The sequence below is a fragment of the Glutamicibacter sp. Je.9.36 genome (assembly GCF_051129975.1).
GTDB lineage: Bacteria > Actinomycetota > Actinomycetes > Actinomycetales > Micrococcaceae > Glutamicibacter.
The window spans coordinates 270,130-284,287 of sequence record NZ_JBCPSN010000004.1; the positions used below are offsets into that span (position 1 = coordinate 270,130).

At 60.3% G+C, this 14,158-nt stretch carries 11 protein-coding genes and 3 riboswitches; of the genes, 6 read left to right on the forward strand and 5 right to left on the reverse strand.

Going from position 1 to position 14,158, the window contains the following annotated elements; genetic code table 11:
- Nucleotides 1–56: 56 nt before the first annotated feature.
- Nucleotides 57–1,388 carry an acyl-CoA dehydrogenase family protein gene (locus tag AAZQ98_RS12195; RefSeq protein WP_434692636.1) on the reverse strand — a complete coding sequence of 444 codons (1,332 nt, stop codon included), beginning with the start codon at nt 1,386–1,388 and terminating at the stop codon, nt 57–59.
- Between the two features lie 15 nt (nt 1,389–1,403).
- Nucleotides 1,404–1,495, reverse strand: a riboswitch (SAM riboswitch).
- 267 nt (nt 1,496–1,762) lie between these two features.
- Nucleotides 1,763–1,864: riboswitch (SAM riboswitch) on the forward strand.
- A gap of 5 nt (nt 1,865–1,869) precedes the next feature.
- On the opposite strand from AAZQ98_RS12195, the gene AAZQ98_RS12200 reads away from it, so the two are divergent.
- The 4 genes from AAZQ98_RS12200 (at nt 1,870) to acs (ending at nt 6,653) form a co-directional block, all read left to right on the forward strand.
- A complete protein-coding gene (locus tag AAZQ98_RS12200; protein ID WP_434692638.1) occupies nt 1,870–2,691 on the forward strand; it encodes an ABC transporter ATP-binding protein in 822 nt (273 codons plus the stop codon).
- A gap of 87 nt (nt 2,692–2,778) precedes the next feature.
- Nucleotides 2,779–3,801 carry an aliphatic sulfonate ABC transporter substrate-binding protein gene (locus AAZQ98_RS12205; protein ID WP_434692641.1) on the forward strand — a complete coding sequence of 341 codons (1,023 nt, stop codon included), beginning with the start codon at nt 2,779–2,781 and terminating at the stop codon, nt 3,799–3,801.
- 69 nt (nt 3,802–3,870) lie between these two features.
- Nucleotides 3,871–4,635, forward strand: a complete 765-nt coding sequence (locus AAZQ98_RS12210; RefSeq protein ID WP_434692735.1) for an ABC transporter permease — start codon at nt 3,871–3,873, stop codon at nt 4,633–4,635.
- 56 nt (nt 4,636–4,691) lie between these two features.
- A complete protein-coding gene (gene acs, locus AAZQ98_RS12215) occupies nt 4,692–6,653 on the forward strand; it encodes an acetate--CoA ligase (protein WP_434692643.1) in 1,962 nt (653 codons plus the stop codon).
- An 80-nt stretch (nt 6,654–6,733) separates the two neighbouring features.
- Here acs and AAZQ98_RS12220 read toward each other — a convergent pair whose 3' ends face one another.
- A complete protein-coding gene (locus AAZQ98_RS12220; RefSeq protein ID WP_133834313.1) occupies nt 6,734–8,605 on the reverse strand; it encodes a BCCT family transporter in 1,872 nt (623 codons plus the stop codon).
- A 665-nt stretch (nt 8,606–9,270) separates the two neighbouring features.
- On the opposite strand from AAZQ98_RS12220, the gene AAZQ98_RS12225 reads away from it, so the two are divergent.
- Both AAZQ98_RS12225 and katG read left to right on the forward strand, forming a co-directional pair.
- Entirely contained in the window at nt 9,271–9,699 is a 429-nt protein-coding gene (locus tag AAZQ98_RS12225) for a Fur family transcriptional regulator (RefSeq protein WP_388024594.1), read from the forward strand.
- Nucleotides 9,700–9,802: 103 nt separating this feature from the next.
- Nucleotides 9,803–11,986 (forward strand): catalase/peroxidase HPI, encoded by a 2,184-nt coding sequence (katG, locus tag AAZQ98_RS12230; RefSeq protein WP_105657950.1) that lies wholly within the window; start codon nt 9,803–9,805, stop codon nt 11,984–11,986.
- Nucleotides 11,987–12,084: 98 nt separating this feature from the next.
- Here katG and AAZQ98_RS12235 read toward each other — a convergent pair whose 3' ends face one another.
- From AAZQ98_RS12235 to AAZQ98_RS12245, 3 genes are all read right to left on the reverse strand, one after another.
- Nucleotides 12,085–12,714, reverse strand: a complete 630-nt coding sequence (locus AAZQ98_RS12235) for a methylated-DNA--[protein]-cysteine S-methyltransferase (RefSeq protein ID WP_332488328.1) — start codon at nt 12,712–12,714, stop codon at nt 12,085–12,087.
- Nucleotides 12,711–13,208 (reverse strand): RNA polymerase sigma factor, encoded by a 498-nt coding sequence (locus AAZQ98_RS12240; protein ID WP_332595234.1) that lies wholly within the window; start codon nt 13,206–13,208, stop codon nt 12,711–12,713. The genes AAZQ98_RS12235 and AAZQ98_RS12240 overlap by 4 nt, the downstream gene beginning before the upstream one ends.
- Before the next feature lie 112 nt (nt 13,209–13,320).
- Nucleotides 13,321–13,881, reverse strand: a complete 561-nt coding sequence (locus AAZQ98_RS12245; RefSeq protein WP_434692649.1) for a histidine phosphatase family protein — start codon at nt 13,879–13,881, stop codon at nt 13,321–13,323.
- A 111-nt stretch (nt 13,882–13,992) separates the two neighbouring features.
- Nucleotides 13,993–14,087: riboswitch (SAM riboswitch) on the forward strand.
- Nucleotides 14,088–14,158 lie beyond the last annotated feature (71 nt).

Genomic DNA, 14,158 nt, shown 5'->3' on the forward strand with positions numbered 1-14,158 from the left:
GCTTTGCCCCCATAGGTTGGTAATCGTGGAAAGTTGCTGGTGTGCGTCGCAGGCCCTCAGGCCCGCTGGGTCGAATCTTCGCCGGTCACGGACAGCCGCTGCGGCTGGACCCCGTTGATCTCGTAGTCCCCGACGATGCGCGCCTTGTAGATCGCCGGGTTATGGGTGGCGATGGTGCGCGCATTGCGCCAATGCCGGTCCAGGTTGCAGCCGCTTCTGGTGGAAGAGGCTCCCAGTGCGTCGAAGAGCTTGCTGGTCACGCCGATGGCCAGTGGCTGCACCACGGTTTGCGCGCGGTTGGCGGCCAGCTCGCATACGGCGTAGCGTTCCTCGTCGTTCAGTCCCGGATCGCCCAAGGCGGCTTCAACTTCAAGGACTGCGCCGATCACCACGGAGTCGGCAGCGAAGGACTCCGCGGAAACTTCGCCCACCAGCTGGAGGACCTGGGGTTCCTGGTATACCGGCACCCCGGTTCCAGTGGTGAAGATGCGGGTGCGCGCCTGCACCGCGTGACGCAGGTCGTTCAATGCGGCGCGGGCGATGCCCGCCTGCACGGCCATGAGCACCAGCTGGAAGATCGCCGCTTCGGAGTCATTGGTCTGCTGCGGCATGAAGCAATCCACCGGGACCTGGTGGAATTCGGTGGTGCCGGTTCCGGTGAGCCCCTGGCCGAACCCATCCCAGTCGTCGAGGATCTTGACGCCGCTGCGCTGGGTGGAGACCACGGCGATCTGGCGGCCGGCGAGCTCCGGGTGGGCCACCGCAACGGTGGTCCAGTCGGCAAAAATGGTGCCGGTGCAGTAGTACTTTTCACCGTCGATCACCCAGCGCCCGTCCACGGTGCTGGCCTTGGTGTTCAAGGTGCCCAGGGCGTTGCCACCGCGTTCGGTGTAGGCGTTGCCGATAATCTGCCCGGCAGCGATGCGAGCGACCCACTTCTTGCGCAGCTCTTCGTCGTCCAGCGCCAAGACGTTCTCGACGAATGCGATATGCGCACGCCACAGCTGGCCAACGTGGGAGTCCGCCTCGGACAGCTCGATGAGCAGGCGGAAGACATCCACCAGCCGTGCGCCGTAGCCCCCGTCGGCAACGGAAAGGCGCAGCGCACCGAAGCGCTCGCGGTTCAGCAGGCCTACCTGCTCGAAAGGAAGCACGCGGTTCAAGTCGCGGTCCTTGGCGGTTGCGGCGATCTGCGCAAAAACGGGACGGAAGATTTCGGCCAGCCGGTCGTATTGCTCATCCGCACTTGGTCCGGGGGTGATTTTCAGCAATTGCCTGGTCGGCAGCTGTTCTTCAAACTTGTCCAGGTCCATTGCGGTGGCCTGCGAAGGGTCACTGAGCTGGTTGAAGTCCAGTCCGAGGGCATTGTACGATTCACCAATAGGCATCAGGGTTCTCAATTCTTTCCATCGGTCCTGGCGGTAGCACCGTCCCGCTATTGGGGTGGTTGCTGCGGCGTCGTGGAGCCAGATCTCTCAGCCGCTCTGGATGGGTCGTAATTCATTTGTAACGGTAATAAACCGGCGTTTCCAACCCGCGAAGTCACATTTCGTCCCAGTGCCGGCAGTGCCCATCTTCAAATTTCACAGCCTAATCCGTGTCCTGCCGAAGATGAGTTGCAAAGTTTTGCTTAATGTCGAGCAAACCGGCCTGCAATAAAATAAATAACGAAATTTCTGGGCAATGTGACGTAGTTGTCGAAGATTTTTTCATATTACGCGAGATTTGCGTTCAAATCGTTCGACTCGTTGTAATGGAAACGTAACCATCCCGAGCGGCCGAGAGATCTGGCTCGTTGACGCCGCAGCAACCACCTTTGGAGTTTTGCTCTGCAGGCCGGTGCTACCGCCAGGACCGATGGAGATGAACATGACTCTTTCCTTTGCAGCGCCCGAGGCAACTCCCGTTGCCTCAGCTTCAAGCGCCCTGGACGTGCAGTTCAGCAACGTGTCGCGAACCTTCACCACCAAGAAGGAAAGCCGCACCGTCCTGGCCGATATCAACCTGCAAATTCCAGCAGGTCAAGTCGTGGCCATTCTTGGAGCCAGCGGTTGCGGAAAATCCACGCTGCTGCGTTCAGCATCGGGCTTGGACCACCCCACCACCGGCACCATCCGCACCGGCACCCGCGAGGTCACCGGCATCAACGAGTTATGCGCCGTTGCTTTCCAAGAGCCCCGGCTGCTGCCATGGCGCTCGGTTCGCCAGAACATTGCACTGGGCCTGGCACCGGAAACCGATAAGCGCGCCGGCAAGTCGCTGATCGATGAGTTGATCGAGCTGACCGGTCTGAGCCATGCAGCCAGCTTGCGCCCACGCGAGATCTCCGGAGGCATGGCGCAGCGGGTTTCGCTGGCTCGCGCGCTGGCTCGGCGCCCGGGTGTATTGCTTCTTGATGAACCCTTCGGCGCCCTCGATGCGCTGACACGCTTGAAGATGCAGGATCTGCTGCTCTCGATTCACGCATCGTTCCCCACCACCGTTCTCATGGTGACCCATGATGTGGACGAGGCGTTGACTCTGGCTGACCGCGTGATTGTTCTGGGGCGAGGCGCTGAGCATAGTGCAGCGGGCGTCATCGAGGATCTGTCCATCTCAGCTGGGCATCCACGCCGGCATACCGATGAAAAGTTCGTTGCAGATCGCCTGCACCTATTGCGCCTGCTCGGCGTCGACCCAACCAACCATTAGTCCCGGCCACGCCGTGGGTCCCGAACCATTCGGCGGCCTCTTTGCCTTTCACCCACACCGCTTGCACGCACAATTCTAGGATTCTCCATGCTTTTGAACCGTCTCACCCGCCGCACTGCATTGTCCGCCGCCGCCTTGATCGTTGGCGCAGTTGCCCTGACCGGCTGTGCTGGCGAAAACGCTACAGCCTCCTCGGATGGTCAGACCCTGTCCATCGACTTTGCCACTTACAACCCGCTGAGCCTGGTACTCAAGGAAAAGGGATGGTTGGAAGCAGCCGCCAAGGAGCAGGGCGTAAATGTCGAATGGATCCAGTCCGCTGGTTCCAACAAGGCCAATGAAGCTCTTCGCGCCGACGCAATCGATGTTGGTTCCACAGCCGGTTCCGCTGCGCTCCTGAACCGTTCGAACGGTGCACCCATCAAGACCATCGCACTGTATTCGCAGCCGGAATGGGCGGCCCTGGTAGTGGATAAGGACTCGAAAATCGAGTCCGTTGAAGATCTGGCGGGCAAGACCGTGGCCGCTACGAAGGGCACCGACCCATACTTCTTCCTGCTGCAGGCGCTGGAATCCGCGGGCTTGAGTGAAGCTGACATCACGCTGCAGAATCTCCAGCATGCCGATGGACGTACCGCCCTGGCCAACGGCTCGGTTGATGCCTGGAGCGGTTTGGATCCGATCATGGCCGCTGCCGAAAAAGACGGCGCGCAACTGGTTTACCGGAACTTGGATTTCAACACCTACGGTGCGCTGAACGCTCGCGAAGACTTCATTGAGCAGAGCCCCGAACTCGCCCAGCTCGTTGTCGATGCCTACGAAAAGGCTCGTGGCTGGGCAGCTGACAATCCCGAGGAAACCGCAGAAATCCTGGCCGACGTAGCAGGGCTCGAACCAGGAGTTGCTGCCACCGTGATTGAGGAACGCTCCAATCTGGACGTTCCGGCAGTTCCCGACGCCAAATTCACTGGAGTCCTGAGCAAGATTGCTCCCACGCTGGTCGCCAGCCGCGATGTCTCGGAGCAGGAATCCGTTGATGAAGCTCTGGAAACCCTCATCGATGACCAGTTTGCCGTCAAGGCAGACGCAACAAAGATCTCCGGAGAGTAACCAGCCATGAGCCCCACTAACGTGGCTGGAACCCGCGGAAGCCAAACACCTGCCAAGCAGAAGGCCAGCATGGCCGCAACGATCCTGCGTGCCCCGAAATGGCTGCTTGCGCTGGTCTTGCCGCTGACCACCCTGGCTGTGTGGCAATTTGTCACCGTCACCGGAATCGTCGCTCCGTGGACACTGCCAACTCCGGGTTCAGTGGTCTCTGCTGCCATTGAGCTCTTCCAGGATGGCGAACTCGGAAAGCACATCGGCATCTCCACCCAGCGTGTTCTTCTCGGTTTCGCCTTCGGATCATTGCTGGGCTTGGCGCTGGGTGCACTTGTCGGACTGTCCAAATTGGCAGATGCATTTCTGGGACTGAGCATCAGCGCCCTGCGTGCAGTCCCTTCCTTGGCTTGGGTTCCGTTGCTGGTGCTCTGGATGAAAATGGGTGAAGATTCCAAGGTCACACTCGTGATCATTGGTGCCTTCTTCCCGGTCTTTACCACCGTCGCCTTGGCGTTGCGCCATGTCGATGCCCACCTGGTCGAAGCAGCCCGCGCCTTCGGGGTGAAGGGATTGACGCTGCTGCGCACCGTCCAGCTGCCCGCAGTGGTCCCTTCGATCTTCTCCGGCCTGCGTTTGGCACTAGCCCAAGCTTGGCTCTTCCTGGTCGCAGCCGAACTCCTCGGCGCGTCAATGGGCCTAGGCTTCTTGCTCACCGACTCGCAGAACAACGGCCGATTGGACCGCCTAATCATGACCATCGTGCTGCTGGCCGTCTTTGGAAAGATCACCGATGCCCTGCTGTCGATAGCAGAACGCTGGGCTATCAAGCGCTGGACCTGAAACCGGACCAGCTAGTACCCGTTGACAAAGCTACCCCTCACCAAAGAAAGTTTGCGATGACCACCGAATTGGCAACAACCTCAACTCAAGTATCAGAGGCAGCACGCCAGGAATTCTGGGACGAAGCGGCGAACCTCTTGGATTGGGACACCCCGTGGCACACCACCAGCCGCATCGTTCCGGCCGATCCGGATGCCAAGCGCGGACCGGAAATTTCTTGGTACCTCGGCGGCAAGCTGAACGCCGCAGTGAACTGCGCCGACCGCCATGTAGCTGCGGGACGCGGCCAGAAGGTCGCATTGTATTTCGAAGGCGAGCCCGGAGACCGGGTAGCCGTCACCTACAAGAATTTGCAGGAGCGGGTCTCCCAGGCAGCCAACGCCTTGGAATCCCTGGGTGTGGTGAAGGGCGACCGCGTGGTCATTTACCTGCCGGTGCTCATTGAAACAATTGTCATCACCTTGGCTTGCGCCCGCATCGGCGCCATCCACTCGCTGGTCTTCGGCGGGTTCTCCGCCGAAGCGCTGAGGTTCCGTGTGGAGGACACCAAGGCAAAGGTCCTGGTCACCACCGACGGCCAGTTCCGCCGCGGCACTTCGGTTCCGGTCAAAGGCAACGCCGATGCGGCCGTTGCCGGCGAGAACGAAATCGAAAAGGTCCTGGTTATCCGCCGCACCGGCGACGAAATCCCGTGGACCGAGGGCCGCGACATCTGGTGGCATGAGGTGGTTGATACCCAGTCCACCGAGCACCACGCGCAGGCATTCGATGCGGAAACACCGCTGTTCATCATGTACACCTCGGGAACCACCGGCCAGCCGAAGGGCTTGGTGCACACCACCGGCGGGTACCTGACGCAGGCGGCCGCCAGCTACAACCTGCTGTTCGCCAACCCGGACGAGTCCCAGCGCGCCAAGGACGTGCACTGGTGCACCGCCGACCTCGCCTGGGTCACCGCGCATACCTACGAGATCTACGGCCCGTTGGCCAATGGCGTCACCCAGGTAATCTACGAGGGCGTCCCCAACGCCCCGCACCCGGGCCGCCACTTCGAGGTCATTGAACGCTACAAGGTCACCAGCTACTACACCGCTCCCACCTTGGTCCGCTCGTTGATGGGCTGGTTCCCGGATGGCATCCCGGCCCAATACGATCTGTCCTCGGTGAAGATCGGCGGCACTGTGGGTGAAGCCGTCAATCCCGAGGCATGGAAATGGTTCCGCCAGCAGATCGGCCGGGACAGCGAAGCAGGACTGCCGATGGTTGACACCTGGTGGCAGTCCGAATCCGGCGCGACCGTGCTTTCCCCCCTGCCGACCGATGGACATTTCAAGCCAGGCTGCGCCGCACGCGCGCTGCCGGGCATCTCGGTGGACATTGTCGATGATGGCGGCCTGAGCGTGCCGGCCAACCAGCAGGGCAATATTGTCATCACGCGCACTGGCCCGTCGATGGCCCGTACCGTATGGGGCAACCCGACGCGCTACTACACCAGCTACTGGGAACAATACGTAGAGCAGGGCTGGTTCTTGGCTGGCGACGGTGCCCGCTTCGATGAGGACGGCGATATCTACATCCTGGGCCGCACCGACGACGTGATCAATATTTCCGGCCATCGGCTTTCCACCATTGAAATCGAATCGGCATTGGTCACCCACCCCGGCGTGGTGGAAGCCGGCGTCTGCCCCACCCCGGATTCCAAGACCGGACACGCTGCAACCGCCTTCGTGGTACCGCTGGACAAGACCCTGGTTGCCGAGTCGCCTGACGAGCAGCTCGTTGCACGGCAGGCCGAGTTCATTGCTGAACTCCGTGATACCGTCGCGGTGCAGATCGGCCCGATTGCCAAGCCGCGGGAAATCGTCTTGGTTCCAGATGTGCCCAAGACCCGTTCGGGCAAGATCATGCGCCGCCTGCTCACCCAGCTGTTCGAGGGCACCACGCTCGGCGACACAACGAGCCTGCAGAATGAGCCGTGCATTCCGGAGATCAACGCGATCTGCCGCGCGCGCGGCTAATCGCTGCTCCCAAGCCCCTTGGGGTTAAACAAATGAAGCTTCTTCCCCGGCTGGGGAAGAAGCTTCATTTGATTTGCCGGTTAGGAATCCCCGGCCGTTGGCTTCTGGCTCTGGCCATCGGCCGCGCTGCCCTTGCCGTCCTGCACCGGGTCAGCGGTGGCTTCGGTGGCGAAAAGCTTCACTTCGGAGGCCCTTCCCTCGGCCCTGACCAAAGGGATTTCGGTGGTCATCAAGCTGAACTGGCCACCCTCATGGCGGTCAACCGCCTGGCCCACGGACTGCTCCAGGACCTTTCGAGCCACCTTGCCGCGAAGCACCAGCGGATCCTTGCTCAGGTCCTTCCACAACGCCACGCAGAGCAGGAGCATCACAATCACGAATGGCAGCGCCGAAACAATAGTGATGTTCTTCAGCCCGGTCAATGCCTCCGCCGGATGATCGCCGCCAGCCAGCAGCATCACCGCGGCCACAGCGCCGGTGGCCACGCCCCAGAAGATCACGGCCTTCTTGGATGGCTCTTCAGCGCCGCGTTCGCTGAGCGCACCCATCACGATCGAGGCCGAGTCTGCGCCGGTCACGAAGAAGATCGCAATCAGCAGCACGGTGACGACCATCAGCACGGTAGCCATCCAGCCCGACAGCGGGAGGCTGCCAAGCATGTCGAAGAGGATCAAATCGAAGTTGATATCTGGCGCGCCATCAACAATGCTGGCCAGCTTTTCCCCGGTTTCCCCGGCGCGTTCGGCGCGTTCCTGAATACCGATGGCGCCGCCGCCGAAGATTGCGAACCAAATCAGGGTGACACTGGATGGAACAAGCAGCACGCCGGTGACGAACTGGCGAATAGTGCGGCCACGGGAAATGCGGGCGATGAACAAGCCGACGAATGGGCTCCAGGAGATCCACCATGCCCAGTAGAAGACAGTCCACGAGGACAGCCAATCAGACATTGCACCGTCGCCGGCGGCCGTACGCGAGGCCATCTCTGGCAAGTCGCCGATGAAAGCGCCAATGGCATCGGGAATGACGTTCAGGATGAACAGAGTTGGGCCGCCAATGAAAACGATCAATGCGATGATCAATGCCAATACCATGTTGGTGTTGGACAACCACTGGATACCGCGCTCGATGCCGGAAACGGCAGAAGCGACAAACAATGCGGTCAGAATGCCAATGATGATAACCAGAACGCCGGAACCGACCTTCTCCATCATCCCGGTGGCCTGGATGCCGCCGCCAATCTGCAATGCGCCCAGACCCAGCGAACAAGCCGAACCGAAGAGGGTGGCGATGATGGCCAGGATATTGATGGTGCGCCCGCCCCAACCATGGATGGCCCGGTCGCCGAAGATCGAGCTGAACATGGCTGAGAACAGCTGGGGGCGTCCCAGCCGGAAGCTGCCGTACGCCATGCCCAAGCCAACGATGGCGTACATGGCCCATGGGAATAAGGTCCAGTGGAAGAGCGTGGTGCCCATAGCGGTGCTCAATGCATCACTGGTGGAACCTTCCACCGTTCCCGGAGGAGGCGACATGTAGAAGTACAGCGGCTCGCCCACGCCGTAGAAGACCAAGCCGATGCCCATGCCGGTTGCGAACATCATCGAGATCCACGAGACCGTGGAGAACTTTGGCGTCTCGCCGTCCTTGCCCAGCGGGATGCGTCCAAAGTTCTTGGCCGCTACGACGATGGCGAAGACCGCGAAAACCGCGGCAGCAATGACAAAAAGCCAGCCAGTGTTGGTGATAACCCAGTCAAGGGCCGCGCTGGAGGCCTTGCCCAGCCCTTCGGGGCTAGCGAAACCCCAAATAATAAAGGCCAGCGCTAGAGCGCCGGCGATTCCGAATACCCAGTAATCCGTACCGGAAAGTGAGTACTTCTTAGGTCGTCTGTGACGAACTGAATGCAGTTCCTCAACGAGGTCGCCGATTGATTGATCCGTCTGCTTCATTGCGGTCTTCCTTCACTGGTGAGATCCCGCGGATAAGATCCGGGCGGAATCTGCCGAGCCATCGCCTCTCGAGTAAACGATCGCCATGCAGTGTGATTGATTGCGAATTGCTTTTCGGGTGTCGGTCCACTGTGTCTAAATCTCGCGTTGGAGCAGCCTGAAAGAAACAACTATTCTCCGCTAATATCCCGCGAATTATTCCTGCGAGTTGACTCGATTTAGCACGATTTTGACACGATAAATCCCAAAATGGGCCTTTTCCAGCATGGTCGACATCTCATCAAGGGTCAAATCAGATCCTTGATTTCTCGCCGTTTCCGGATCTTCAGCACCCCGGGATCACATTGTTTACGCTGGCAGCGCCATCCATGTGAGCTTCCTCGCCCCACAGGGTTTTTCGCTCCCCGAACCCGTGGAACCATCAATTGGAACGCAATATTTCCCAAGATAAAACCACGCACTATTCGCTTTCTTATTTCGGGTGAAATGTCTGCGATTTCGTAATTTTTCTCCCCCAGAAGCACATCACGCTTGAACATGCATCATACGGAATACTTACTAATGAAGCACCGATTCAACCAGTCAGCTGGAGTCCACCCACTTTTAACGCGAAATACACTGGAACTTATCTTGACTGATTCAAAATAAGCAGGCATGCTGGGTACATGACATCACAGGCAGGGATCGAGCAGGTGCTGAAGGCGGCATCGATGCGGGTCACGCAACCGCGCGTTGCGGTACTTTCCGCCGTCGCGGCGCACCCGCACGCGGATACCGAAACCATCATTTCGGCTGTCCGTGAAGATCACCCCAATGTGTCGCACCAAGCTGTCTACGATTCACTCAGGCTCTTCACGAAACTGGGTGTCATTCGGCAGATACAGCCACAGGGCCATACCGCCCGCTATGAAGCCCGCGTTGGCGACAATCACCACCATGTGGTGTGCCGCCAGTGCGGAACGCTGGCGGACGTCGACTGCGCTGTCGGCGGCGCCCCGTGCCTGCATGCTTCCAATGACCACGGGTTCAGCATTGATGAAGCCGAAGTGATCTATTGGGGCACCTGCCCGGATTGCCAGGCTGCGAACGCATAGTTGCTGTCTAAGTAAACCCCTAGATTTGCCATCGTCATCAGCGCAGCTGCTGTGCGATGGATAAAACCAGATAAACCCTAAACAATCCGGAAGGAAAGAGCACATGTCTGAGATGACTGCAGGTCAGTGCCCAGTAGTTGGCGGCGCGGGTCGAATTCACCCTACCCAGGGCAATGCCAACACCGAATGGTGGCCGAATAAGCTGAATCTGAGGATTCTGGCCAAGAACCAGCAGGTTTCCAACCCGCTGGACGAGAACTTCGACTACATTGAAGCCTTCAATGCCCTCGACTTGTCGGCAGTAAAAGCCGACCTGACCGAAATCATGACCCAGTCGCACGACTGGTGGCCAGCAGACTTCGGCCACTACGGCCCGTTCTTCATCCGCATGGCTTGGCACTCCGCAGGCACCTACCGCTCGCACGACGGCCGCGGCGGCGGCGGCGCAGGCCAGCAGCGCTTCGCTCCGCTGAACTCGTGGCCGGACAACGTTTCGCTGGACAAGGCTCGCCGCCTGCTGTGGCCAGTGAAGAAGAAGTACGGCCAGTCGATTTCCTGGGCCGACCTTATCCTGCTGGCTGGAAACGTGGCTCTGGAAGACATGGGCTTCGAGACCTTCGGTTTCGCCGGCGGCCGCAAGGACGTTTGGGAAGCAGATGACGATGTCTACTGGGGCCCGGAAAAGGTCTGGCTGGACAGCGAACGCTACACCGGCAAGCGAGACCTGGATGCTCCTCTGGCAGCAGTGCAGATGGGCCTGATCTACGTGAATCCTGAGGGTCCTGACGGAAATCCGGATCCGCTGGCCTCGGCCGTAGACATCCGCGAAACCTTCCGCCGCATGGGCATGAACGACGAGGAGACCGTCGCGCTGATCGCCGGTGGCCACACCTTCGGCAAGACCCACGGCGCGCATGCCGATGACAAGATCGGCCCGGATCCAGAAGCAGCTCCGCTTGAAATGCAGGGACTGGGCTGGAAGAACGGCCACGGCACCGGCAAGGGCGCGGACACCGTGTCCTCGGGTCTTGAAGTCACCTGGACCTACCACCCAACCCGCTGGGACAACGAGTTCTTCCACATCCTCTTCGCCTACGAATGGGAACTGTTCGAATCCCCAGCAGGCGCCAAGCAGTGGCGCCCGGTCAACAATGGCGGAGCCGGCTTGGTCCAGCCTGCATTCGAGACCTTGGAACACCGCGAGCCACGCATGCTTACCAGCGACCTGGCCCTGCGCTTCGACCCGGTCTACGGCCCGATCTCCAAGAACTTCAAGGAGAACCCAGACCAGTTCGCAGACGCCTTCGCCCGCGCATGGTTCAAGCTGACCCACCGCGACATGGGCCCGAAGTCCCGCTACTTCGGCCCAGAGGTTCCTGCTGAGGACCTGCTCTGGCAGGATCCACTGCCAGCAGCTCCGCAGACCACCTTGGGTGCAACTGAAGTTGCCGCACTTAAAGCCCTGATCAACGATTCGGGACTGACCGTCCAGCAGCTGGTATCCACGGCTTGGAAGGCCGCTTCGACCTTCCGCACCTCGGATAAGCGCGGCGGCGTTAACGGCGGCCGCATCCGCCTGGAACCACAGGTCTCCTGGAGCGTGAACCAGCCTGAGCAGCTCAAGCCGGTAATTGCCAAGCTGGAAGAGATTGTTGACAACTTCAACGCCACTTCCGGGATCAAGGCTTCCTTCGCGGACGTCGTTGTCCTAGCCGGCAACGTCGGAGTCGAGCAGGCAGCCCTGGCAGCTGGCCAGCAGGTCGAGGTTCCATTCACCCCGGGCCGTGTAGACGCAACCCAGGAGCAAACCGACGTTGACCAGTTCGCATGGCTGGAACCAGTTTCCGACGGATTCCGCAACTACGACTCGGGCTTCGTCAAACTGCCTAGCGAGTACTTGCTGATCGACCGCGCGAATCTGCTGGGCCTCTCGGCACCGGAAGCTACCGTACTGCTCGGTGGACTGCGCGTCATCGGCAATAACTGGGACGGCTCCAACTTGGGCGTCTTCACCGACACCCCAGGCGCGTTGACCAACGACTTCTTCGCGAACCTGCTGGAGCTGGGGTTGGAATGGACCCCGTCCGCTGACGAGCAGACCTACACCACCACCGATGGCCGCTGGACCGGCAGCCGCGTGGATCTGGTCTTCGGTGCCAACTCCGAGCTGCGTGCACTGGCCGAGGTTTACGCTTCGGATGATGCCAAGGAGAAGTTCGTCAATGACTTCGCCTCCGCTTGGGCCAAGCTCATGGACGCAGATCGCTTCGAACTGCGCAGCAAGTAGCAGCTGCTGGGCTGCAAGCCCGTAGCAATTAGTGCTGGGCTGCTGCTTCCCGCAAGGGAGGCAGCAGCCCAGCACTTGTTTCATGCGGGAACTGCCCGTCAGAACAGCGTCGCGGCGCCGCTGGCGAAGTCCGGGTTCTCCAGCTTCAGCAGCTCGGACTTGGCTTCCAAGCCTCCCAGGTAGCCGCCCAATGAACCATCGGTGCGCAGCACCCGATGGCAGGGCAGCACGATGGGAATCGGGTTGGTGGCGCAGGCTGAACCGACGGCCCGCACCGCTTTCGGCTTGCCGATCTGCTGCGCCAGCTGGGCGTAGCTCAGGGTACGCCCGTAATCGATATGACCCAGCTCCAGCTGCACCTGGCGGCGGAACTCGGTGGAGAGCTGCAAGTCCACCGGAAGATCGAAGCCATGCCGCTGGCCCGCGAAATACTCATCCAGTTGCCGGACGGCACCATCCAAGCTCGACTTGTCGCGCAGGATCCGCGGGCTGAGCCTTTCCGAGAGCACCTCCAGAATCCGGTCATGGCCTTCGGATTCAAAAGCGACCCGGACCAGCCCGGCATCGGTACTGGCCAGCAGCAAGGCCCCCACGGGGCTATCGACCACGCGATAGGCAACATCAACAAGTTCCCGTGCACGGGCCCGTTCAACGAGCCGGTCCTGCAGCGAGTCGAGGACTTGCGCTTCAGCGGCCGTAGCCTGCTGCCGATAATTTTTTCCGTTCATGGCTGCTCCCGCCATAGTTCTTGGTCATCCATCCGGGCCCGCAGATTCTTGATCCCATCGGCGCCCGAACGCCGGGCGGCAGCTTCGGTGCCGGAAAGGATTCCGGCAATTTGCGCGTAGCTCATTCCGCCCAGGTAGCGGTAGGCCACCACCTGCCGCTGCTTGCCAGGAAGCTGGTTCACCTCATGCCACAGCTGCAGGTTTTCCAACTGCAGATCCGGCCGTTGGGCCGATGGGGCCAGGCTGTCCACGTCTTGGCCGATGAGGATTTCCGGCTTGTTCCTGCGCAACTCGTCAATGGCTTTGTTCCGGGCAATACGCACTAGCCATGCCAGGACATTGGCGTCCTCCGGCAGTTGCGGGTACGCCTTGAGCGCGGCAAGGAACGTTTCGGACCAGGCGTCTTGCGCGCGATGCTCATCAAGCAGGGCACGGCAAACGCGCAGGACGTTCAGTCCATAGTCCTGGACTATCCGCTCGAACGGTGCTTGCATGGCTCTCCTGGAATTTTGCGCCTTCATGGCTTCTCACCATGTAAACGTACGAGGAGACCATTTTGTGAGGCGTGAACGAAAAAAATTCCTTCACGCAGATACCCATGGATTCCTAGAATGCCACCAGATCCAATTCGCTGGCGATCTGCTCAAGGCGGATCAAGTCCAAGTGGAGCATTTCGCCATTTTCCACGCCTTGGGGATCCGTGGTTCCGGCCAATGCGTCGCGGATGGTGCGCATGGTGGCCCCATGGCTGACAATCATGACCTTGCGCCCGGCATGCCTGCTGGCCAAGTCCAGCAGCGCTGGCACCGCACGACTCAAGATCTGGGCACGCGGCTCACGCAGGTCCTTGGCAGCAGCCGATTCCGCTTCGCTGACCTCGGCCATGATCCGGCCTTCCAGCGGGCCGAAGCCGCGTTCAATGAGTTCCGGAACAGCGTTCCCCGTCTCGGCCCCGATCTGCTGGGCAATCAGCGCGGCAGTTTCCCGGGCACGTTCCAAGGGTGAAGCAAGTACCAGCGACCAGTTCTGGCCGATCAGATGGCGCCCGACCTCGCGAGCTTGTTCGCGCCCGGTATCGTTCAACGGGATATCGGTACGCCCCTGCAGGCGCCCTGCAAGGTTCCAATCGGTCTGCCCGTGTCGCACCAGTGCCAGCGAAGTATCCATGACTCCAGCCTAACCGGGGTAATAGGTATCGAAGAATCTCCGATAACAGCTCCAATACGCAACGTTACGACTCATAGTTGGGTCACGAACGGTCATGTTGCGAAGATTATTACACCATCCCGAGCGGCTGAGAGATCTGGTTCGATGACGCCGCAGCAACCTGCCACATCCGGTGGTTACGGTGCTACCGCCAGAAACGATGCAGCCGCCTACCCGTTGGACGACAGCAGGAAGCGACATTGATTCCGGGATTCCTGCCTCGATCGCGGTCCGCCCT